Source organism: Microbacterium sp. NPDC090281, from assembly GCF_044769635.1.
Taxonomy (GTDB): Bacteria; Actinomycetota; Actinomycetes; order Actinomycetales; family Microbacteriaceae; genus Microbacterium.
This window is the reverse complement of the sequence record NZ_JBIVYH010000001.1, coordinates 625,804-647,342: the sequence shown is the minus strand read 5'-3', so window position 1 is coordinate 647,342 and position 21,539 is coordinate 625,804. Positions and strand designations below refer to the sequence as shown.

General features: G+C 68.3%; 14 protein-coding genes. 4 read left to right on the top strand and 10 right to left on the bottom strand.

Translation table 11 applies throughout. The annotated features are described in order from the left end of the window. Window positions 1-33 precede the first annotated feature (33 nt). Both ACIQTX_RS03110 and xylB read left to right on the top strand, forming a co-directional pair. A complete protein-coding gene (locus ACIQTX_RS03110) occupies window positions 34-1,050 on the top strand; it encodes a substrate-binding domain-containing protein (protein WP_402972940.1) in 1,017 nt (338 codons plus the stop codon). A gap of 73 nt (window positions 1,051-1,123) precedes the next feature. Continuing rightward, entirely contained in the window at window positions 1,124-2,527 is a 1,404-nt protein-coding gene (gene xylB / locus ACIQTX_RS03105; protein WP_402968739.1) for a xylulokinase, read from the top strand. Window positions 2,528-2,563: 36 nt separating this feature from the next. Here xylB and rhaI read toward each other — a convergent pair whose 3' ends face one another. From rhaI to ACIQTX_RS03075, 6 genes are read right to left on the bottom strand one after another with little or no spacing between them, the layout of a single operon-like run. Beyond that, window positions 2,564-3,730, bottom strand: coding sequence for an L-rhamnose isomerase (rhaI, locus tag ACIQTX_RS03100; RefSeq protein WP_402968736.1), 1,167 nt, complete (start codon window positions 3,728-3,730; stop codon window positions 2,564-2,566). Continuing rightward, window positions 3,727-4,089 carry an L-rhamnose mutarotase gene (locus ACIQTX_RS03095; protein ID WP_402968733.1) on the bottom strand — a complete coding sequence of 121 codons (363 nt, stop codon included), beginning with the start codon at window positions 4,087-4,089 and terminating at the stop codon, window positions 3,727-3,729. Before ACIQTX_RS03095 ends, rhaI begins: the two co-directional genes overlap by 4 nt. A 59-nt stretch (window positions 4,090-4,148) precedes the next feature. Next, window positions 4,149-5,180, bottom strand: coding sequence for a rhamnose ABC transporter substrate-binding protein (rhaS, locus tag ACIQTX_RS03090; protein ID WP_028500972.1), 1,032 nt, complete (start codon window positions 5,178-5,180; stop codon window positions 4,149-4,151). A gap of 46 nt (window positions 5,181-5,226) precedes the next feature. Then, window positions 5,227-6,279, bottom strand: a complete 1,053-nt coding sequence (locus ACIQTX_RS03085; RefSeq protein WP_402968729.1) for an ABC transporter permease — start codon at window positions 6,277-6,279, stop codon at window positions 5,227-5,229. Next, window positions 6,276-7,268 (bottom strand): ABC transporter permease, encoded by a 993-nt coding sequence (locus ACIQTX_RS03080; RefSeq protein WP_402972938.1) that lies wholly within the window; start codon window positions 7,266-7,268, stop codon window positions 6,276-6,278. Before ACIQTX_RS03080 ends, ACIQTX_RS03085 begins: the two co-directional genes overlap by 4 nt. 23 nt (window positions 7,269-7,291) lie before the next feature. Continuing rightward, a complete protein-coding gene (locus tag ACIQTX_RS03075; RefSeq protein ID WP_028500975.1) occupies window positions 7,292-8,818 on the bottom strand; it encodes a sugar ABC transporter ATP-binding protein in 1,527 nt (508 codons plus the stop codon). Between the two features lie 160 nt (window positions 8,819-8,978). Here ACIQTX_RS03075 and ACIQTX_RS03070 point away from each other — a divergent pair, with 160 nt between their 5' ends. After that, on the top strand, window positions 8,979-9,983 hold the full coding sequence (locus ACIQTX_RS03070; RefSeq protein WP_402968726.1) for a LacI family DNA-binding transcriptional regulator: 1,005 nt from the start codon (window positions 8,979-8,981) through the stop codon (window positions 9,981-9,983). A 48-nt stretch (window positions 9,984-10,031) separates the two neighbouring features. Here the strand turns inward: ACIQTX_RS03070 and ACIQTX_RS03065 are convergent, their stop codons facing one another. The 3 genes from ACIQTX_RS03065 to ACIQTX_RS03055 form a co-directional block, all read right to left on the bottom strand. Further along, entirely contained in the window at window positions 10,032-17,132 is a 7,101-nt protein-coding gene (locus ACIQTX_RS03065; RefSeq protein ID WP_402968723.1) for a family 78 glycoside hydrolase catalytic domain, read from the bottom strand. A gap of 338 nt (window positions 17,133-17,470) precedes the next feature. Beyond that, window positions 17,471-18,703, bottom strand: coding sequence for a sensor histidine kinase (locus tag ACIQTX_RS03060; RefSeq protein WP_402968720.1), 1,233 nt, complete (start codon window positions 18,701-18,703; stop codon window positions 17,471-17,473). Next, on the bottom strand, window positions 18,696-19,364 hold the full coding sequence (locus ACIQTX_RS03055; protein ID WP_402968717.1) for a response regulator transcription factor: 669 nt from the start codon (window positions 19,362-19,364) through the stop codon (window positions 18,696-18,698). Before ACIQTX_RS03055 ends, ACIQTX_RS03060 begins: the two co-directional genes overlap by 8 nt. A 240-nt stretch (window positions 19,365-19,604) precedes the next feature. On the opposite strand from ACIQTX_RS03055, the gene ACIQTX_RS03050 reads away from it, so the two are divergent. Beyond that, window positions 19,605-19,829, top strand: a complete 225-nt coding sequence (locus ACIQTX_RS03050) for a hypothetical protein (RefSeq protein ID WP_402968714.1) — start codon at window positions 19,605-19,607, stop codon at window positions 19,827-19,829. Between the two features lie 75 nt (window positions 19,830-19,904). Here ACIQTX_RS03050 and ACIQTX_RS03045 read toward each other — a convergent pair whose 3' ends face one another. Beyond that, window positions 19,905-21,536 carry a glycoside hydrolase family 13 protein gene (locus ACIQTX_RS03045; RefSeq protein ID WP_402968711.1) on the bottom strand — a complete coding sequence of 544 codons (1,632 nt, stop codon included), beginning with the start codon at window positions 21,534-21,536 and terminating at the stop codon, window positions 19,905-19,907. Window positions 21,537-21,539: the final 3 nt, after the last annotated feature.

The window sequence follows — 21,539 nt, the reverse complement described above, 5'->3', positions numbered from 1 at the left end:
GCGGCTTTCGCCGTCACCTCCGTCGCAGCGCTGATGCTCGCCGGGTGCGGCGCCGGCGACCCGAACGCGAACGCCGGCGGCGGCGACGACAGCGGTCAGGAGCGCATCACCATCGGCGTCAGCGTCTACGACATGTCGTCGTTCGTCACCGAGGGCAAAGAAGGCATCGAGCGCTACGCCGATGAGAACAACATCGAGATCCTGTGGAACTCCGCAGGCCTCGACGTCAACACCCAGGCGAGCCAGATCGACCAGTACGTCACAGCAGGCGTCGACGCCATCGTGGTCATCCCGGTGCAGGCCGACTCGCTGCAGCCGCAGATCGCCGCAGCGAAGGCCGCCGACATCCCCTTCTTCGACGTCAACGCGTCGCTGAACAGCGAAGACCTCACCGGCTCGGTGCAGCCGGACGACGTCGCCGCCGGCGAGCAGGAAGCGCAGATGATGATGGATGCCATCGGCGGCACGGGCAACGTCATCATCCTGCAGGGGCCGCTCGGCGGTTCGGGCGAGATCAACCGCGGCAAGGGCATCGACAACGTCCTCGCCGAGAACCCCGACGTGAAGGTCCTCGCCAAGGACACCGCGAACTGGAAGCGCGATGAGGCCGTCAACAAGGTCAGCAACTGGATCTCGGCCTTCGGCGACGACATCGACGGCGTGATCGCCCAGAACGACGACATGGGCCTCGGCGCCCTGCAGGCCCTCAAGGAAGCGGGCATGACCGACGTGCCGATCGTCGGCATCGACGGCATCGCCGATGGCCTCGAAGCCGTCAAGAACGGCGACTTCATCGGCACCTCGCTGCAGAACGGCACGGTCGAGCTCTCGGCCGGCGTCGCGTATGCGGCAGCCATCGTGCGCGGGGAGGACGTCAAGGAGAACCCGATCTACCTGATGCCCGCGATCACGAAGGACAACGTCGACGAAGCGATCGGCCACGTCGTCACCGAGCGCGACGCGTTCCTGAAGGGCCTCAGCGACATGACCAACAAGAACCTCAAGAGCGGCAACATCGCCTACGAGGGCCTCACCGGCCAGACTGAGTGACGGCCGAACCCGAGCCGCGTGGATGCTTCGGCGTCTTCGCGGCTCGGGTCGTTCACGGATGAGGGAGAAGCGGATGCCGTCGACATACGTCGCCGGCGTGGATTCGTCCACGCAGAGCTGCAAGGTGACCGTGCACGATCTCGCGACCGGGAAGGTCGTACGTTCGGGACGGGCGTCGCATCCGTCCGGCACCGAGGTCGATCCCGAGGCCTGGTGGTCGGCCCTGCAGCAGGCGATCGTCGACGCCGGCGGGCTGGACGACGTCGCCGCGATCTCGATCGCCGCGCAGCAACACGGACTCGTGGCACTCGACGCCCGGGGGCAGGTCGTCCGCGACGCGCTCCTGTGGAACGACGTGCGCAGTGCGGATGCCGCGGCGGCGCTCGTCGCCGAGGTCGGCGCCCAGGAGTACGCGCGTCGGGTCGGGGTCGTCCCCGTGGCGTCGTTCACCGGCGCCAAGCTGCGGTGGTTGCGTGATCAGGAGCCGACGAACGCGGCCAGGGTCGCCGCCGTCGCCCTCCCCCACGACTGGCTCTCCTGGCGACTTCGTGGGTACGGTCCCGTCGGTGGCGCCGCCGACTTCGGTCCCGACCTCGACGCCCTCGCCACCGACCGCTCCGACGCGAGCGGCACCGCCTACTGGAGCGCGTCCACCGGCTCCTACGACCGGGATCTGCTCGAGCGTGCGTTCGGTCGCGTCCCGATCCTCCCTCGCGTGCTCGGGCCTGCCGAGCGGATGGGGGTCACACCCGGTGGCGCCGTGGTCGGTGCCGGGTTGGGCGACAACGCCGGCGGTGCTCTCGGACTCGGCGCCCGACCCGGCGACGCGGTGATCTCGATCGGCACGAGCGGCACGGTCTTCGCCGTGTCCGAACGCCCCATCGCCGACCCCAGCGGGGTGGTCGCGGGCTTCGCCGACGGCAGCGGCCACCACCTGCCCCTCGTCGCCACGCTCAATGCCGCGCGCGTGCTCGACGCCGTCGCAGGGCTGCTCGGCGTCGATCACGGCGAACTCGCCCGCCTGGCGCTGGAGGCTGGGCCCGGAGCGGACGGCCTGGTGCTGCAGCCCTACTTCGAGGGAGAGCGCACCCCGAACCGCCCGGATGCCACAGCGACCCTGTTCGGCATGTCGCTCGCCTCGACGCGGCGCGAGACGCTGGCCCGTGCCGCAGTGGAGGGTCTGCTGTGCGGTCTCGCCGACGGTCTCGACGCGATCCGGCGGTGCGGGGTGCCGGCCGCACGCATCCTGCTCATCGGCGGGGCCGCGCGCAATCCGGCGGTCGCGCAGATCGCCGCGCAGGTGTTCGACGTGCCGATCGTGGTGCCGGGCATCGACGAGGCCGTCGCCCGGGGTGCCGCAGCGCAGGCAGCCTGGGCTCTCACCGGGGAGCGCCCATCGTGGGACGACGGCGACGCGCGGTCCTTCGCGGTCGACCACCACCCGATCATCCGGCAGCAGTACGCCGCCCGCACCTGAGCACGGGCGGCGTACCGATCGCCGACGGCGTCGAGATCAGGCCCCCCAGCCGGCCTGCACACCGCCCACACGCTCGGCGGCGATCTTCTCCTGGTAACCGGAGGCGAGGTAGGCGGCCATCGGGTCGGAGGGAAGACCGCGCGACTCGCGCCACTCGGCGAGCGCCGGACGCACATCCGTGTAGAAGGCATCCATGAAGACGGCGTTGGCTGCGAGCACGTCGCCCGACTTCTGCGCGGCGGTGAGCGCGTCGCGGTCGACGAGCAGCGCGCGAGCGGTCATCTCCTGCACGTTCAGCACCGAGCGGATCTGGCCGGGGATCTTGTCCTCGACGTTGTGGCACTGGTCGAGCATGAACGCCACGTCAGGGTTGTTCAGACCCCCGCCGCGGATGACCTCGAACAGGATGCGGAACAGCTGGAACGGATCGGCCGCCCCCACGATCAGGTCGTCATCGGCGTAGAAGCGCGAGTTGAAGTCGAACGACCCGAGCCTGCCGAGGCGCAGCAGCTGCATCACGATGAACTCGATGTTCGTGCCGGGCGCGTGATGGCCCGTGTCCAGGCACACCATCGCCTTGCCCCCGAGAGCGCTGACCTGCGCGTAGGAGGTGCCCCAGTCGGGAACATCGGTGTGATAGAACGCCGGCTCGAAGAACTTGTACTCGAGCACCAGGCGCTGATCGTCGCCGAGGCGGTCGTAGATCTGCTGCAGGGAGTCCTGCAGTCGGTCCTGACGTCCGCGCATGTCGGCTTGACCGGGGTAGTTCGACCCCTCGGCCAGCCAGATCTTTAGGTCGCGGCTGCCGGTCGCGTCCATCACGTCGATGCAGGTCAGGTGGTGGTCGATCGCCTTCTGGCGGATGGCCTCATCCTCGTGCGTGAGGGCGCCGAACTTGTAGTCGTCGTCCTGGAACGTGTTGGAGTTGACCGTGCCGAGCGTCACCCCGTGGTCCTCGGCGTGCGTGCGCAGGTCGGAGTACGAGTCCACCACGTCCCACGGGATGTGCAGCGCCACTGCGGGGGCGAGTGCCGTGTAGCGGTTGACCTGGGCGGCGTCGGCGATCTTCTCCCACGGATCCCGCGGGGTGCCCGGGGTTCCGAACACCTTGAAACGCGTGCCGGAGTTGCCGAAGGCCCAGCTGGGGAGTTCGATGCTCTGCTGCTCGAGGATGGCGAGGTTCAGAGGGGTGAGGATGCTCACGATGCACTGCTTTCGTTCTGGAGACCGGAGGAGGAGAGCTGGTCTTCGAGGTGGAACACCTCGGGAAGGGTGGGGGCGGCCTGGTCCGGTCGGCCGTCGAGACCGACGAAGAAGCGGCCCATCTCGGCCTCCCAGCGGGCGGCGACGGGCGACGCCGCGAGATACGCCTGGGCCGCCGCGTCATCATCGGTCTCGTAGTAGCCGATGAGCTCACCGTCAGGGGCGAGGAAGAGCGAGTAGTTGCGGCGTCCGGCCGCCGCGATCTCGGCGAGCATCTCGGGCCACACGGGCGCGTGACGCTTGCGGTACTCGTCCAGAAGCTCCGGTCGCACCTGGAGCTTCACGCATACGCGGGTCATGAGGGCCTTTCTGCGAGCGCCCGGCCGACCCACTGTGCCGGCCGGACGCTCGGTGTTCATCAGAAGTCGAACTCGCCGATGTTGTCGGCGTTGAACACGAACGGGTCACCGAGCAGCACGACACCGTCGTCGCCGACCGTGTACTCGCCGAGGTCGCCGGCGGTGAAGGTGTCGCCCTTCTTGCCGGTGATGTCGCCCTCGATGAGCGCCTGCGCCGCGAAGGCCGCGAGGTAGCCGAGGTCTTCCGGGTTCCACAGTGCGAACGACGTGACGGTGCCGTCCTCGACGTACTCGCGCATCTGGTTCGGGGTGCCGAGACCGGAGAGGGCGACCTTGCCCTTGTAGTCCGAGGTGGACAGGTAGCGGGCGGCTGCGGCGATGCCGACCGTCGAGGGCGAGATGATGCCCTTCAGGTTCGGGTGGGTCTGCAGCAGGGCAGCGGTCTTGTCGAAGGAGGTCTGGTCGTCGTCGTCGCCGTAGACGGTCTCGACGAGCGTGATGTCGGGGTAGTCGCTGGCGAGGTACTCCTTCATCAGGTCGATCCAGGCGTTCTGGTTGGTCGCGTTGGCCGAGGCCGAGAGGATCGCGATCTCTCCGGCGCCGCCGATCTGCTCCGCGATCTGGTCGACCTGCACCTTCGCGATGCCCTCGGAGTCCGCCTGGTTGATGAAGACGTCGCGGCATTCCGGGTTCGTGTCGGAGTCGAAGGTGACGACCTTCACGCCGCCGTCGCGCGCTTCGTTCAGCGCGTCGCAGATCGCCTTCGGGTCGTTCGCCGAGACGACGAGCGCTCCGACGCCCTGCTGCGTGGCCGTGTTGATGTAGCTGACCTGTGCGTCGGGGGTGGCCTCGGCCGGTCCGACCTCGGCGAAGGTGCCGCCGAACTCCTCCACGGCCGCCTTGCCGCCCTTGCTCGAGGTGTCGAAGTAGGGGTTTCCGAGGTTCTTGGGCAGGAAGGTGATGGCGAGGTTGCCGTCTCCGCCGTCGCCGGCGCCGTCGTCGCCGCCGGTGCTCGCGCATCCGGACAGGGCGACCGCTGCGGCCACAGCGAGGGCGGCGAACGCGGTCACACGCTTGCGTGCAAACATCATTGTTCTGTTCCTTTCGTGAGGGGGTGCCGCAACTGCGGCGTCGGCGTCATGAAGCTGTGGGTGTGGCGCCGGTGGATGGACGTCCCGGCCGGCGACGGGCTTTCTGCAGCCAGGCCAGGAAACTTGCGGCCACCACCGAGGCGACCAGAAGCGCGCCGGTGATGATGTTGATCACGTCGGATGTCACGTTCACCAGGCGCAATGAGCTGGCGAGCGAGCCGATGAGCAGCGCGGCGGCGACGACCCCGTAGATCTTTCCCCGTCCGCCGAACACCGAGACTCCGCCGAGGACGACCGCCGCGATCACCTGCAGCTCGAGTCCGGTGGCGTTGTCTCCTCGCGCGCTGCCGTAGCGGAGCGTGTAGAACACCCCGGCGAACGCGGCGACCACTCCGGAGAGCACGAAGAGGATGAACTTCGTCCGCTCCACGTGCACCCCCGAGAACCTGGCGGCGTCCTTCGAGAGACCGATCGCGTACACGCCGCGACCGAACGGCGTGTAGTGCAGCAGGAGGATGAAGCCCACCAGCAAAAACAGGAAGGGGATCATGACCACCGGGATCGTGGTGCCTGCGAGCTTCGCCTTGGCGAGGTCGGTCCAGAACTCGGGGAACTCCGTGACCGCCGCCGTGCCGAGCAGGCCGACGGCGAGCCCGCGGAACAGCGCGAGCGTTCCGATCGTGACGGCGAGCGATGGCAGGCCGACGACCGTGACGAGGAACCCGTTGAACGCCCCGCCGACCAGACCGACGAGCAGGGCCGCGAGGGCGGCGACCTCGAAGGGGATCCCGCCCTGCACCAGCGCTCCGGTGACGACGCTGGAAAGCCCCACCATGCTGCCGACCGATAGATCGATCTCGCCGGTGATCATCACGAGCGTCATCGGCAGCGCGATCAGGAGGATCGGGGCGATGTCGAGGAGCAGGTAGGTCAGCGTGATCGGCTGGCCGAAGCCGCGGACGGTACTCGCGGAGACGATGACGACCAGGACGAGCAGGGCGACGATCGCCATCTCCCTGGTGAGGAGCACCCGGCGCCAGAGCGGCTTGTCGAAGTCACGGATGACCCGGGTGGTCGCGGTCGTGGTCGCGGTGGTCATGACTTGTCCCTCGCTTCGATGAGCCGTCGTTTCTGGCGGACGGCGAGGACGCGGTCGAGCACGATCGCGCCGATGATCAGGAGGCCGACGACGGCGCGCTGCCAGAAGTCGGGGATACCGAGGATCGGAAGGGCCCGGTTGATCGTGAGCAACAGCACCGCGCCGATCGCCGCACCCCACACCGAGCCGATGCCGCCGGTGATCGCGACGCCGCCGATCACGGCCGCGCCCACCGCATCGAGCTCCCATCCGGCTCCGGCCTGCGAGTTGATGGTGCCGTAGCGGGCGGCGTAGAACACTCCGGCGAGACCGGCGAGAGCGCCCGAGACGACGAAGGCGGTCAGCACACGGCGCGTGACACGGAGGCCGTACAGCTCGGCCGCCGCGGGGTCGGAGCCGATCGCGTAGTACTCGCGTCCGGCGCGGGTGTTCTTCATGTACCAGGCGGCACCGGCGAGCACGATGAGGGCCACGATCGTGAGGATCGGGATGCCGACCAGCTGCCCGGTGCCGAGAGCCAGGAAGTCCTTCGGCATGTCGGAGGCGTTCACCCGGTCGCTGCCGGTCCACAGCACGTTGATGCCGCGATAGGCGTAGAGCGTACCGAGGGTGATCACCATGGCGGGAACCTTGGCGAAGGCCACCAGGGCGCCGTTGATGAGTCCGAGGAGGGCTCCGAACACGACGGCCGCCACGACGACGATCACGATCGGGATGCCGGGCACGTCGATGAACAGGCGGCCGGTGAGGTAGGCGGTGAGCCCCATGACCGAGCCGACCGAGAGGTCGACGTTGCGGGTGATGAGGACGACGGCCTGCCCGACGGCGACGAGCACGAGGATCGACGGCGTGAGGAGCAGGTCGCGCCAGCCGTCGGGGCTGAACAGGAAGTTGGAGTTGTTCGTCGTGGCGGCGATGATCACGAGCGCCAGGGCGAGGAGGATGCCGAACTCCCGCGCCCTGCCGAGGGCTGCGAGCCTCTTCGTCATCGAGGAGACGGGGATGGCGGTGGTCACGAGGAGAGCTCCGATGCGTGCGTCGCGGCGTACATGACATTCTCGGAAGTGGCCTCCGAGCGGGCGATCTCTGCGGTGATCCGCCCCTCGCGCATGACGAGGACGCGGTCGGCCATGCCGAGCACCTCCGGCAGTTCCGACGAGATCATGAGGATTCCCATGCCCTGCCCGGCGAGCTCGGAGAGCAGCCGGTGCACCTCGGACTTGGTGCCGACGTCGATTCCGCGGGTCGGCTCGTCGATGATGAGGACCTTCGGCTTAGTCGCGAGCCACTTGGCGAGGACGACCTTCTGCTGGTTGCCTCCGGAGAGCGTGGCGGCGACCGTGTCGAGGGCGTGTGTCTTGACCTCGAGCCTGGTGGCCCATTCCCGGGCGGCGCGGTTCTCGATCCCCGTGGTGATGAAGCCCAGCTTCGCGAGCTGGCGGCGGATCGAGAGGGTGATGTTGCCGCCGACGCCGGATTCGATCACGAGTCCCTGCTTGCGGCGGTCTTCGGGGACGAGCGCGAGGCCGGCGCGCATGGCGTCGGTGGGACGACCGCGGGGGATGCGGGATCCCTGCATCGTGACGGTCCCCGCGCGGTAGGGGTCGACGCCGAAAACGGCACGAGCCACTTCGCTGCGGCCGGCGCCGACGAGACCGGCCAGGCCCACGATCTCGCCCGATCGCACGGTGAAGGAGATGTCGTGGAAGACGCCGGGGCTGGTGAGGTTCTCGACCTCGAGCAGAGGACCGCCGACCGTGGTCTCCTGCTTGGGGAACAGCTCGGTCACTTCGCGGCCGACCATCTGGTGCACGATCTCCTCGACCGAGGTGTCGGCGATCGCACTGGTGGCGATGTAGGCGCCGTCGCGCATGACCGTGACCGTGTCGCAGAGGGCGAACACCTCGTCGAAGCGGTGCGAGATGAAGATGAGCGCGCGGCCCTCGTCGCGGAGGCTGCGTGCGATCGTGAAGAGACGCTCGACCTCGACGCCGGACAGCGCGGCGGTGGGTTCGTCCATGACGAGCAGGCTCGCGTCGAGGGAGACGGCCTTCGCGATCTCGATGACCTGCTGGTCGGCGATCGACAGTCCCTCCGCCGGACGGTCGGGATCGATGGTCACGCCCAGTCGGGTGAAGAGACGCTCGACCTCGTGCCGCATCGCCTTGCGGTCGATCCGTCCGAAGCGACCGGTCGGCTGGCGCCCCATGAAGATGTTCTCGGTGACGGACAGATCGGGGAAGAGCGTCGGTTCCTGGTAGATCACGGCGACGCCCGCGCTCTTCGACTGCGCGGTCGAGGAGAAGTCCACGTCTTCACCGTGGAACCGGAACACCCCGTCATCGCGCTGGTAGAGACCGGCGACGATCTTCACGAGGGTGGACTTGCCCGCGCCGTTCTCGCCGACCAGGGCGTGGATGGAACCGCCGTCGACCGACAGCGTTCCGGAACGGAGAGCGACCACCGCGCCGAACGACTTGCGGATGTCGCGGAGTTCGAGCGCCGGCGGAGCGGCGGGAACCCCAGAGGGAATCGTCATTGATCGGACCTAAACTGCAGGATCATCCCTGCGGATTGAATCGTTTTAAAGAGTGGAGCATCTGTAAATTACGACGCCCTTCGCCGCTTGTCAAGTCACGGATCGAGCAGTGGTACGTTTCAGGGAGAGGTTTCGCGGATGCCGCGGAAAGGAAAACGCCTTGGTCGTCAGTGTTCGAGATGTCGCTCTCGCCGCATCCGTCTCCGTCGGGACCGTCTCCAACGTCTTGAATCATCCGGACAAGGTCACCCCCGCCACCGTTGAACGTGTCACCGCGGCCATCGAGAAGCTCGGCTTCGTGCGCAACGACGCGGCCCGACAGCTCAGAGCCGGCCACAGCCGCTCGATCGGCCTCGTCGTGCTCGACGTGCGCAACCCCTTCTTCACCGACATCGCCCGCGGCGCAGAAGAACGAGCGGCCGAGGCCAAGATGACGGTCACGCTCGGCAACAGCGACGAGAAGATCGAACGCGAGCGCGCCTACATCGACCTGTTCGAAGAGCAGCGCATCGCCGGCCTCCTCATCTCCCCCCTCGCCGACGATCTGCCGCGTCTGCGCCGACTGCGCGACAGGGGCACGACCGTGGTGCTCGTCGACCGCGAAGTCGCCGACGAGAGCTTCTCCTCGGTCTCGGTCGACGACGTGGGTGGCGGCTACCTCGCCGTGCAGCACCTCGCGAGCCTGGGCCGACGGCGCATCGCGTTCGTCGGCGGCCCGATGGGTATCCGCCAGGTGGTCGACCGGCTCGAGGGCGCCAGCAGGGCGGCGAACGAGGCCGGGGTCTCGCTCGAGGTCATCCTGACCGACTCGCTGACCGTGCTCGCGGGTCGCGCCGCCGGCGAGACCCTCAGCGCGCGTGCACCCGAAGACCGTCCCGACGCCGTCTTCGCCGCGAACGACCTGCTCGCGATGGGAGTGCTGCAGGCGCTCATGATGCGGGGCAGCATCCGGGTCCCGGACGAGATCGCGCTCATCGGATACGACGACATCGACTTCGCGGCCGCGGCGGTCGTCCCCCTCTCCTCCATCCGCCAGCCCGCCGAGCTCATCGGATACACGGCCGTCGATCTGATGCTGCGAGAGGCGGGCGGACAGGCCGAGCGGGAGCGCGTGGTGTTCCAGCCGGAACTCGTCGTGCGGGATTCGACCTCTCGACCGCTCTGATCCACCTGGCCGGTGGTGCCCCGAGCACACCCGGGGCACCACCACCGCCTACCGCTTCACCTGCACGACTCGTCGCCGCCGCGTGAGCACGAGGAGCGCGGCTCCGAGGATCAGCAGCGCGCCGGCGCCGAGGGGCACCCAGATTTCTGCGGCGAAACCGGTCGCGGCGATCTGCGTGGGAAGCGTGACCGCTGCTCCGCCCTGCTCGACGAGCACGAGCGAGTGCGCACCACTCGGGAAGTCGGCAGGCACCGAGGCCAGCGCGGAGATCACGCCCACCCCGTTCGCGGTCGCCGTCGCCAGAAGCAACGGATCGGAGTGCAATTCCACCCGCACCTTCGCTCCCTTCGTGAAGCCGCTGCCCTCGACCAGGATCGACGAGCCGGGTTCGATCGAGAGTGCCGGCGGCCGCGCGGTGCGCACGACCTCCTGCACCGTGCTCGCGTTGCCTGCCCGGTCGATTGCGCGCACCGAGAGACTCTCGGGCTTCGGGGTGGCCGTGACCACGGAGGACAGGTCACCCCAGGTGCTCCCGTCGAGCGAGTACTCCAGGCGCTGCATGCCCGACGCGGAGTCGGTTCCCACCGCGCTGACACGACCCGCCGAAGAGAGCCACGCCCACACACCGGGGCGCGTGCCATCGACCTTGATCCGCTCGGACAGGATGCCGCTCACATTGCCGGCCACATCGGTCGCCCGGTACTCGAAGAGCGTTTCCCCCTCGGGGAGGACGACGGGATCACCGTAGAGCTGCCATCCGCCACCGGCGAGCCGGTACTCGACCGAGGCCACACCACTCTCCGAGTCGGTCGCGCTCACGGTCACGGCGGCACCACCGAGGTACCACCCGTTCGTGCCGGGGTTCGACACGGTGTGCGTCACCGTCGGTGGGATGCGGTCGGGGATGACGATCTCACCGGTCACGGACTTCACGGTCTCGGCATTGCCGGCGACATCGAGCGAGAAGAACTCCACAGTGTGCACTCCCCTGGTCGCGAGTTCGACGGTCGTGCCGTCGGTCCAGGCCCCGCCGTCCACCCGGTACCTGGTGGCACCGACGCCCGAGGTCGCATCGGTCGGCGTGAGCTCGATCACCCCGCGATCCTTCGCGACGTGGTCGTCGTCGAAGTCGTCGCTGAACTCGGCCGCCGTCGTCGGCGCCTTCGTGTCGATGCGCACCGCCACCTCGAGCGGTTGCGAGTGGTTGCCCGCCCCGTCTGTCGCGGTGGCGACCACGATGTGCTCGCCCTCACCATCCAGGGTGAGCGGAGCGTCGTACTCCGCGGAAGCGCCGCCATCGATGCGGTAGTCGATGCGGACGGTGCCGGGACGATCATCCTGCGCCTTCAGCTCCACGCCGACAGGAGCGCGGGTGAACCATCCGGTTCTCGGATCGGGCGATGCCGGCGTCGTGCGCGACACGATCTGCGGCGCCACCGTGTCTCTCGGCACCGGAGCCGTCCACACATCCGCGATCGACGGATCGTAGAAGCTGTGGTCGGTCTGCGTCTCGAACCTCACCCGCACCGAGGCGTCGGTCGCCCGCTCGGCCGGGACCACGAACTCGTACGTCTCGGTGCCCACGCCGCCCGTGTGCGCGAACTGACGCGTGTGCACTTCGACGCCGTCGACATAGACCTTGTACTTCTTGGTCTGGGCTCGGTCGTAGGTCTCGACGGATCGGATCACGAAGGGCTCACCGGGGACGACGGCCATGTCGAACTCGAACTTCGAGAAGTCGACGAGGTGTCCGGCGTAGCGCCGGGTGAGACCGGCCTCGGTGTTCGTCCCGGAAGACGGCGACGCGGTCAGGCCGTGTGCGGTCTCCGACGTGGCGTCTCCGAGATCGATGTGATCGTAACCGGGCGCCGGCGCATCGATCGGTGCGAGCTGCACCGTGAGGGATGCATCCCGCGCGGCGAAGCGCACGCCGTCTCTCTCGAACGCGGCGGTCAGGGTCGCGATGGTCGACCCGGCCTTCGCGTCCAGCGGCGCCACGACCGGAACCGACAGCGACACGGTCTGCCCCGCGGGGATCACCACGTCGCCCGTGGCGAGGGGCGTCTGCCATCCCGCGGGCACGACGACTCCGAGGTGTCCGCTCGTCGGCTGGGCACCGACGTTGGCCACCTGCGCGACCAGCGTGGTGACGCCTCCGGGGCGGACGGTCGCAGGGTCCAGGGTGACCGAGGTGATCTGCAGCGGAGTGTCGACCACGATCTGCGCGTCGGCAGCGAGCCGCACGGTCGCGCCGCCGAATCCGTACTCGATCACGCCCCCGACCGCGACGGGCCCCGGGGGCGCGCCGAGCGGCGCGGTGAACGCGAGATCGACCGCGGCATCGGTGCCGCTCTTGATCTCGTCGGCGACCGGTGTCGGCTCAGGAGCCGTCGCCCACTCCGCGGAGAGACCGGTGAGAGCCGCCCGCACGCGCGAGATGTCGCGGTCACCGCCGTTGTCTACGAGAACCCGCACCGCTGCACTCTCCCCGGGCTTCGTTCCCGGCGGCGGGGTGAGTGCAGCCTCGATGTCGAGGAGGCCGGAGATGGTCAGGCCCAGCGCGGTGCGCACCGCATCTGCCTTCGTCGCCAGCGCGGCGCGGGTCGCCTCATCGGTTGCGACGGCGGCCACCGCACGGTCGAGCTCGTCCAGGGCGAGGATCGCCCCGGCGAGCCGCTCGGCCGCACGGGAGGGTTCGCCGATCACAGCCAGCGCAGCCTTCACCTCGTCGCGCACGCGGTCGCTGCCGGCGAGGAGCGTCGCCTTGGCGGCGTCGTCGAGCGCGCCACCGGAGTGACGAGCGGTCACCTCGGCGTCGAACTCGGCCAGGCGGTCGAGGATGTCGCCGACAGCTCCGGCATCCGCATCGACCGTGAAGGAGTAGTCGCCCGAGGCCACGGTCACCACCACGTCGTCGCCGTCGATCGCGACGCCGAGCACGCCCTTCGCCGTGTCCAGCGACGACCCGCTCTCGCTGACCGCCCATGCGTTCGGGGCGGGCAGGCGAACGGTCGCGGTGGATCCGACGGGCACGTGGGTGTCGAGTCGGAGTGCGCCGCCCTCACGCTTCCAGTCGACGTTCACGGGGCCGAACGGCGTCTGCGTCTCGGCCTTCGCCCAGTCCATCTGCGCTGTGACGGCCGGAGCGATCTCGATCTTCCGGTAGCCCTCGGACTCGGATGCCGCGATGCCCGCGACGCCCTTGTAGAACCAGTCGTCGACGGTCCCGAGGAAGTAGTGACCCAGCGAGCGGGCCTCGAGCGACCAGTGCTCCCACATCGTGGTGCCGCCGTTGGCGACCATGAACCCCCAGCTGGGGTACGAGGTCGAGGTGGCGAGCTGGAAGGCGACGTCTTCGTAGCCGTACTTCGTGAGCACGGGCAGCAGGTACTTCGTCCCGAGCACGCCGGTGTTCAGGGCGCCCTTGGCCGCGACGTCGTCGGCGATGCTGGCCGCCACACGCTGCTCCATCGCCGCGTCCGGCGCGAGGCCGAACGCGAGCGCGAGCACGTTGTGCGTCTGGCGATATCCGCGGTCGGAGCCGTTGCCACGGTAGAGACCGCGGTCCCTGTCGAGGAAGGTGGCGTTGAAGGTGTCCTTCACGACCGCGGCGCGTTCGGCGAACATCGCCGCGTCGGCGGTTTTGCCCAGAAGCGCAGCCGACTTCTGCATGGAGGTGAGCATCGCGTAGAGGTACGCCGTAGCCGACACCCTCGTGTCCTCCGGAGCGTTGCTGCCGGCCGGGCTCGCCTCGGGGCTGACCCAGTCGCCCAGGCGCGGGTTCGCGACGAGACCGTTCGTCGAGCGGCCGTACTCCAGGTCGAGGTAACCCTTCATGCCGTCGTACTGCTCGGCGAGCACACGGTCGTCGTTGCCGTACTGGTAGAGCCACCACGGGATCATGACGTAGGCGGAGTGCCAGGGCGGATTGATCCCCCAGTTGCCGGTGTCGCCCCAGTTGTTCGAGGAGGGGGCGATGACCTCGGGAGCGCCATCGGCCCCACGGGTCTCGTGCACATCCCGCATCCACTTCGCGAACAGTTCGTGCGTGTCGAGGTTCGTCATGAACATCTCGGCGCCGACCGCGGCATCACCGGTCCAGCCGTTCTTCTCGAACATCGGGGTGTCGGTCGGGATGCCGTGGATGTTGTTCTTCAGGGTGTCGACGACGGCTCGATGCACCTGGTTCATGATGGGCTCGGAGCTCTCGAACGAACCCCACTCGCGCGCATCGGTGTGCACCACCTTGGCGGTGAAGTCCTCGAGTCGCGGCGGCTGGTCGCCCGGCCACCCGGTGACCTGGATGTATTGGAAGCCCTTGTAGGAGAACTGCGGCTCCCACGTCTCCGGGGCACCGGTGCCCGCCAGGACGAACCTGTCGGTCTGGAAACCGGAGGCGAAGCCGCCGTTGTTGGAGAAGTTCGGCAGGCCGCTCGGCAGCAGCTTCTCTCCGGCCTGGGAGCGGATGGTCGTGCCCGCCGGCCCCTGAGCCGTGTACTGCACCCATCCGGCGATGACCCGGGGGAACTTGACCACATAGGTGTCGGCCACCGGCTCGGTGATCTCGACCGCCGGAAGCTCCTCGGTGACGCGGATGGGCTGCTGACGCTGGTTCACCAGGACACCCTTCGGGCCCTTCGCCTCGAACGCGGGCTCCCAGCCCGAGTCGTCGAACCCGACCGTGTCGAAGCCGGTCTGCACCTTGCTCGCATCGAACAGCTCGCCGCCGTAGAGGTCGTCGAACCGCGTCGGGCCGTCGTGGATGGTCCAGCTGTCATCCGTCACCACGGTCTTCACGGTGCCGTCTGCGAGCTCGAGGCGCAGCAGCAGGCGCGCGACCGGCTCGTCGTGCCACGGCGGTCGCTGCCAGTTCCAGACGTTTCCGCCGGTCATGCCGAAGAAGCCGCGGCCGAGTTCCAGGCCGATCGCGTTGGAGCCCGACTTCACGAGCTCGGTGACGTCGTTGGCGACGTACTGCACGGTGTCGTCGTAGTCGGTGAACCCGGGCGACAGCACGTCGTCACTGATCGGCTTGCCGTTCAGCGACACGTTCGCGTATCCACCGGCCGCCACGAACAGCGTCGCCGCGCGCACGTCGCCGTCGACCGCGAACTCCTTGCGCAGGAGAGGCGCGGGGTTCGGCGTCGCGGCCGGTTCACGGACGCCGCCGCCCCAGGGGCCGCTGCCGAATGCCGCCTGGGCGGCAGCCCGACCCCACCCGGAGTCGTCGAAGCCCGGGGCCTCGAAGCCGGCATCGACGGTCTTGCTGGCCTTCCATTCGGTGTCCGTGCGCACGATCTCGGTCGAGCCGTCGGAGTAGGTGACCCTGATCGCGGCGACCAGGCCGGCGGGAGATCCCGCGCCGTTGGTGGTCTGCACCGCGATGGTGTTCCGGCGGGCGTCGAGGTCGGCGAAGAACCGATGCGACTGCTGCCACTCGTTCGACGCCCCCTCGGTGGCTCCGAGCAGAGCGCCGTTCACCGAGAGACGGAAGGAGTCATCGGCGGTGATCACGATCTCCGCGCGAGTCGCGGTCTTGCCGTCCGGCGACTCGAGCGTGCGACGGAAGGCGCGCGGCTCGCCGGGCGCGACGGGTGCCGCGGCCTCCGGCGTCCAGATCCACGTCGAGCCGGACAGCGTGAGCTTCTCGGTTCCGAGGTTCAACTCGGGAATCGTGACCTGGCCGCCGTAGACCCAACCGCGGTAGAGCGCCTGCTCACGAGCGGCCTGCCATCCGGAGTCGTCGAACTCCGCGGTCTTCCAGCCACTCGGGGCCGTGTTCTCGGAGGAGACCAGCGCCTTCGTGCGCCCGTCGCTCACCACGTCGGTCGAGGTGCCGTCGGTGTAGCCGATGCGCACGCGGGCGATCACTCCCCCGTACTGGGCGTTTCCGGGGGTGTCGAGGGCGAGTGCTAGCACGTTCGATCCGGCGGCCGCGGTGAGGGCGACGGCACGCGCCTGCTGCCACTCGTTGTCAGCGCCGGTGTTGAACGCGACCTTTTCGCCGTTCCAGTAGGCGGTGAAGATCTGGTCGCCCGTCACGGCGAGCTGCGCCCACGCGACGGTCTTCGAGGCGGGGACCTCGATCGTCCGACGGAACAGCGTGTCCGGGATCGGGTTGCCGGGGGACGGCTCGCCGATCGCGGGAAGGATCCAGGACGCGGTGTCGAAGGTCATCCGCGTGTCGGGGGTGGTCGTGGTGGGGATCGTGACCGGGCCCCAGGGCGATCCGCCGTAGAGGGTGCGTGCCGCGGCGGTCTCCCAGCCGTCGGCGACGAAGTCGTTGCGGTGCCAGCCGCTCGGCGCCGTGCGGGTGGCCAGCCAGCTGTCATCGGTCACGATGTCCTGCTTCGTCCCGTCGGAGTACAGCACCGTGAGCTTGCCGACGAACGCGCCGTAGGCCTTCGCGGTGTTGTCGAGGCGCACGGCCAGGACGTTCTCGCCCGCCTGCGGCGACACGGTCACGCGGGATGCGGTCTTCCAGGCGTCGTCGACCGAGCGACCGGACGCCACCTGCACCTCGTTCAACAGCACCGAGTACCCGCGGTCGCCGGTCATCACCAGCTGTGCGCCGGCGATCGTCTTGGCGGGATCGACCGTGAAAGTCTTGCGGAAGTATCCCGACGGCGTGTCACCGCCCGCGTACTGCGGGTGGATCCAGCTCGCCCCCGTCAGGGTCATCTCGATGGGACCCGACTCCTGCGGTCGGTCGTTCCCGATCCAGGAGCTGCCCTGCCAGTCGGCCTCGCTGTACAGGCCGGTGTGGAACGAGGAGGCGGCCTGCGCCGATCCCGCGGAGGTGACGACGTCGACTCTCCAGAAGTACTCGGTGGCCGAGGCGAGCGCCGGGCCGGTGTACTCGACGCTCGACGAGGCATCGGAGGAGACGACGCCGCTGTCCCACGTGAGGTCTCCCCCGGCGAGCGCCCCCGCTGAGGTCGCGATCCGCAGCCGGTAGGACTCCTGGACGACCGCGCGCTCCGCGGTCTCGATGACCCAGGAGAAGCGCGGACGGTCGACATCGATGCCGACCGGCTCGGTCTTCTTCTCCACCTGCAGAGTCGTGAGCGTGACGGCCGGTGCCGCACCGGCGGCGGGAACGGACGCACCGCTCACGACGGCGGCGGTGAGGGCGAGAGACACGGTCACCACCCCCACGATCAGGCTTCGAACCGAACGGGACAAGCGCCGAGGGCGCGCTGACAGAGCAGTCGGGTATGACACGGAACGTTCCGATCGTCGTTGATGGAACCCAATTCATCGGGCATTGCGAGGTGTGCACATCGATTTGAATGAATCGATTCAACTCCTCGTCGGCGAGAGTAGCATCCCGGTCGAGCTCGGTGCAATGTCGACGACCCGCGAACGAGACTCTTCGCCGCTGCGGAGGATCCTCGTTCCACGAGCGGCACGGTTTGCGCCGACGGTCGGGTGACGGCCCCGGTACGGACGTCTCCGAGACCCGCTGACATCCGCTCGCCAAGCCGTCAGGTCGTCGACTCGTAGTCGACCTCTGCAGGCAGGCGGACAGCAGCGAGAAGGCCGCCCGGTTGCAGCGCGGTGAGGGTGAGGTCACCGTCATGCGCCTCCACGATGCCCTGCACCAGCGAGAGCCCCAATCCGTGAGTCTTTCCCTGCTCCCGGCGGGGTGTCGAGGTGGCGGCATCATGGCGACCCGCCGCGCGATAGAACGGTTCGGTGAGTGTGGCCAGCGTCGCCGGACTCAACGGCGCACCGGTGTTCGAGATGCGAAGTTCGACGACGGCATGACCTTGCGATTCCCCCACCCTCGTCAACACCCTGACCGACCCGCCGACCACGTTGTGGCGGACCGCATTGCGGAGGAGGTTGCTGACCAGTTGCCGGATGAGCGTGGGATCTCCGACCGTGGTCGTGTCCGCGAGGTCGACCGCGATGGCGATCTGTCTGCCCCCAGCCTCGGGTCGGATGGTCTCCACCTCCTCGGCCACGAGGGCGGCGAGGTCGATGGGACTCTTGTCGAGGCGCTGATGGTCGAGGTCGGAGAGATCGAGCAGAGCGTTCACGATGCGGATGGAGCGCGCCGTCGAGTCGGAGAGCTGTCCCAGGAGCTCGGGGAGATCGACTTGAAGGGGGTCGTCCTGGCTCAGATCGAGCAGCAGCTTGGTCGTCGACAGCGGTGTCTGCAGCTCGTGGGAGGCGTTCGCCGCGAACCTGCGCTGGGCGACCGCACTGCGCTCGAGCCGGTCGAGCATGTTGTTGAACGCCTCCGCGAGCTCACGGAACTCGTCGTCGGGGCCTGACTCGGCGACGCGATGCCCGAGAGATCCATCCGCGATCTGCTCCGACGCGACCGTCAGAGCCCGAAGCGGTCGGAGCAGCCGGCCCGTCAGGATCCAGGTCGCCAGGGCACCCAGCGCGCAGGCGAGGACGAGGGCTCCTCCGCTGACGATGACCAAGGTGTCGAGCACATCGGCCTCGGTCGCGATCACGAACGACTCCTGGGCACCTCCGCTGTCCGGCGGCTCCGTCGAGGTTTCGGGCACAGCCGTTTGGACTTCGTCCGAAGGGGGCACTGCGCCCAGGTCGTAGTCCGGGAGATATCGCATGGCGACATAGGTCGCCACGAACATCGCCACTCCGACGAGAACCAGAACCAGCGTGTTCGCGAGGGTGAATCTCGCACGAGCCGACTTCGATCTGCGGCCGTGCGGATCCGGCTCTCGGAGACCGTCATCCATTCTCGGGGCCGATCCGGTATCCGACGCCCTTGACCGTGTGGATCACCCAGGGGGTGCCGAGCTTCTTGCGGAGGATGGAGATCGTGACCCGCACGGAGTTGGTGAAGGGATTCGCGTTCACATCCCAGGCCTTCTCGAGGATCTCCTCTGCGCTGATGACCCCGCCCTCGGCTTGCATGAGCAGGTGCAGGACCGAGAACTCCTTCCGGGTGAGCGGGATGGGCGCTCCCGAGCGGCTGACCTCTCTGCGGAAGGGATTGAGCTCGATCCCCTCCCGCTTCAGCACCGGGGGGTGCGCGAGGGCTGGTCGACGTTCGAGGGCGCGCAGTCGCGCGATCAACTCTGGTACCTCGAACGGCTTGGAGAGATAGTCGTCGGCACCGATCTCGAACCCCTCCACCTTGTCGTCGAGGCCTCGCGCCGCCGTCAGCATGAGCACCCGCACGGGCATCTCGGATGCCGCGATCTGCTTCGCGACATCGTCGCCGTGGATTCCGGGGAGATCGCGGTCGAGGAGGACGGCGTCGTAGTCGTTGACGGCGAGGGTCTCGAGTGCCGATTCCCCATCGTGCACGACGTCCGCGGCGATCGCCGCGCGTTCGAGGGCGATGCGGACCGCTTCCGCCATGACGACCTCGTCCTCGACAACCAACACTCGCATCTGTGCTCCCCACTCCTTCTCACACGCCGACCCCATCTAACACGGCGGAACATAACGGGAACGTTAGGAGAGCGGGCCGCTCTTCGACTGCGGCACCGGTGCCCACTCGCGTGAGAGCTTCTGGGCGAAGTCGTCCCCCAGGCTTACGTTCCGACAACACGGGGGTGGGTGAACTGATCTCACGGCAGCACAAGCGGCCGTCCGACCGAACCCGGCAGCGCCGGAAGAAGGAGTATGACAATGTCCATCAGCATCTCGACCAAGAAGTGGATCACCGGAGGCGCGCTCGCCGCCGCCCTCCTCACCGGAGGCACCGGTGCAGCGTTCGCCGCGACGACGCCGGGCGACCAGGATGCGCCGACCGACACGGCCGTGACCGAGTTCCAGGACGCTGTGCAGTCGCCCGTCGACGAACCCGAGTACGACGGCCCCGTCTTCGACGCGACTCTGGATCCCGCTCAGTGACCCCCCTCCCGCTGGGCGACGCGTGCGTCGCCCAGCGGGACCGAGCCCACGACGGGGCGGACTGGAGCGCCGGGTCTACGCCGAGTACCAGGCCGTCGTATCGGGCTGGATCCCACGCCCCGCCGCGGTGTCGCTCTTCAGAAAGACATTCAGTCCCGCCGGAGGATCGATAGCGGAAGGGCCGAAGTTCGTGATCGAGATCACTCGGCCGCGACGGAACGCGATGACCTCCTCTCCCAGGTCGATCCACTCGAAGTCGCCGGTACGGAAGCCGGGTATCTGCCTCCGCGCCGTCAGCGCCGCGCGATACAGGGAGAGGGTCGAGTGGATGTCCTGCTCCTGCCGCTCTACCGCGTAGGCGTACCAGTCCTCGGGCTGCGTGAGCCAGGTCGAAGTCCCCTGTTGCGCAGAGAACCCGAACGGACGATGCATGCCCGCCCAGGGCAGTGGCACCCGGCAGCCGTCGCGTCCGGGGCTCACTCCCTCCGTGCGGAAGTACATCGGGTCCTGCAGCTCCTCCGTGCGGAGGTCCTCGACCTCCGGAAGCCCCAACTCGTCGCCCTGATACACGTAGAGCGATCCCGGCAGTGCCGCCACGAGCAGGGCGGCGGCATGCGCCCGGCGACGTCCGAGCTCGAGATCGGTGTCGACGCCCCACTGCTTGGTCTCGAACGAGAACGCCGTATCCGTGCGGCCGAACCTCGTGGCCGGCCTCGTGACGTCGTGGTTCGACAGCACCCAGGTGCACGGGGCGCCGATCTCACGGTGCAGATCCATCATCTGGGTGATCGACTCGCGATACTCGCCTGCCTGCCAGGCCCGCGTCATCAGGTCGAAGTTGAAGGCGGTGTGCATCTCATCGGCCGCGAGATACCGCGCGAAGCGTTCGTTGTCGGGGATCCACACCTCTCCGATGAGCACGCGCTCCTCCGCATAGCTCTCCGCCGCATAGCTCTCCGCGATCTCTCGCCAGCGACGGTAAATCGGATGCACCTCATCCCGGTCGAGGTTCGGATGCTGCCCCGGGGCGTGGGAACCGTCGTCCTCCGGCAGCTCGGGATCCTTCATGATGTGAGCCGCGGAGTCGATACGGATGCCGGCGACGCCACGGTCGAACCAGAATCGCAGCAGTTCCTCATGCTCCCGGATCACGTCCGGATGCTCCCAGTTCAGATCGGGCTGCTCGGAGGAGAACAGATGGAGGTACCACTCACCAGGTCGCCCATCTGCATCGGTCGTCCGCGTCCACGTGCCACCGCCGAAGTTGTTCTTCCAGGACGTCGGCGGCTCCACTCCCCCTTCACCCCGCCCCGGATGGAACCAGAACCGCTTCCGCGCGTCCGAACCAGGAGCAGCGGCAAGCGCTTCGATGAACCACGGATGCCGCTCGGAGACGTGGTTGGGCACCAGGTCGATGATCGTGCGGATCCCGACATCCCGCGCATCGCGGATCAACGCTTCGGCCTCCTCCAGTGTCCCGAATGTCGGATCGATCTGCCGATAGTCCTCGACGTCGTAGCCTCCATCGGCGAGCGGCGACCGGTACCAGGGAGTGAACCACAGCGCATCGATCCCGAGCGACACGAAGTAGGGCAGGGCAGCCCGCACTCCGGCGAGGTCGCCGACCCCGTCTCCGTCTCCGTCGCGGAAGCTGCGCGGATACACCTCGTAGACGACGGCATCTCGCCACCACTGCTGTTCACTCATGCG

Excerpts from the sequence above, each read along its gene's own strand:
- ACIQTX_RS03095 (WP_402968733.1), bottom strand. The coding sequence starts at position 4,089 with ATGACCCGCGTATGCGTGAAGCTCCAGGTGCGACCGGAGCTTCTGGAC.
- ACIQTX_RS03060 (WP_402968720.1), bottom strand. The coding sequence starts at position 18,703 with ATGGATGACGGTCTCCGAGAGCCGGATCCGCACGGCCGCAGATCGAAG.
- ACIQTX_RS03080 (WP_402972938.1), bottom strand. The coding sequence starts at position 7,268 with ATGACGAAGAGGCTCGCAGCCCTCGGCAGGGCGCGGGAGTTCGGCATC.
- ACIQTX_RS03085 (WP_402968729.1), bottom strand. The coding sequence starts at position 6,279 with ATGACCACCGCGACCACGACCGCGACCACCCGGGTCATCCGTGACTTC.
- ACIQTX_RS03050 (WP_402968714.1), top strand. The coding sequence starts at position 19,605 with ATGTCCATCAGCATCTCGACCAAGAAGTGGATCACCGGAGGCGCGCTC.
- ACIQTX_RS03045 (WP_402968711.1), bottom strand. The coding sequence starts at position 21,536 with ATGAGTGAACAGCAGTGGTGGCGAGATGCCGTCGTCTACGAGGTGTAT.
- xylB (WP_402968739.1), top strand. The coding sequence starts at position 1,124 with ATGCCGTCGACATACGTCGCCGGCGTGGATTCGTCCACGCAGAGCTGC.
- ACIQTX_RS03055 (WP_402968717.1), bottom strand. The coding sequence starts at position 19,364 with ATGCGAGTGTTGGTTGTCGAGGACGAGGTCGTCATGGCGGAAGCGGTC.
- rhaS (WP_028500972.1), bottom strand. The coding sequence starts at position 5,180 with ATGATGTTTGCACGCAAGCGTGTGACCGCGTTCGCCGCCCTCGCTGTG.
- ACIQTX_RS03110 (WP_402972940.1), top strand. The coding sequence starts at position 34 with ATGCTCGCCGGGTGCGGCGCCGGCGACCCGAACGCGAACGCCGGCGGC.
- ACIQTX_RS03075 (WP_028500975.1), bottom strand. The coding sequence starts at position 8,818 with ATGACGATTCCCTCTGGGGTTCCCGCCGCTCCGCCGGCGCTCGAACTC.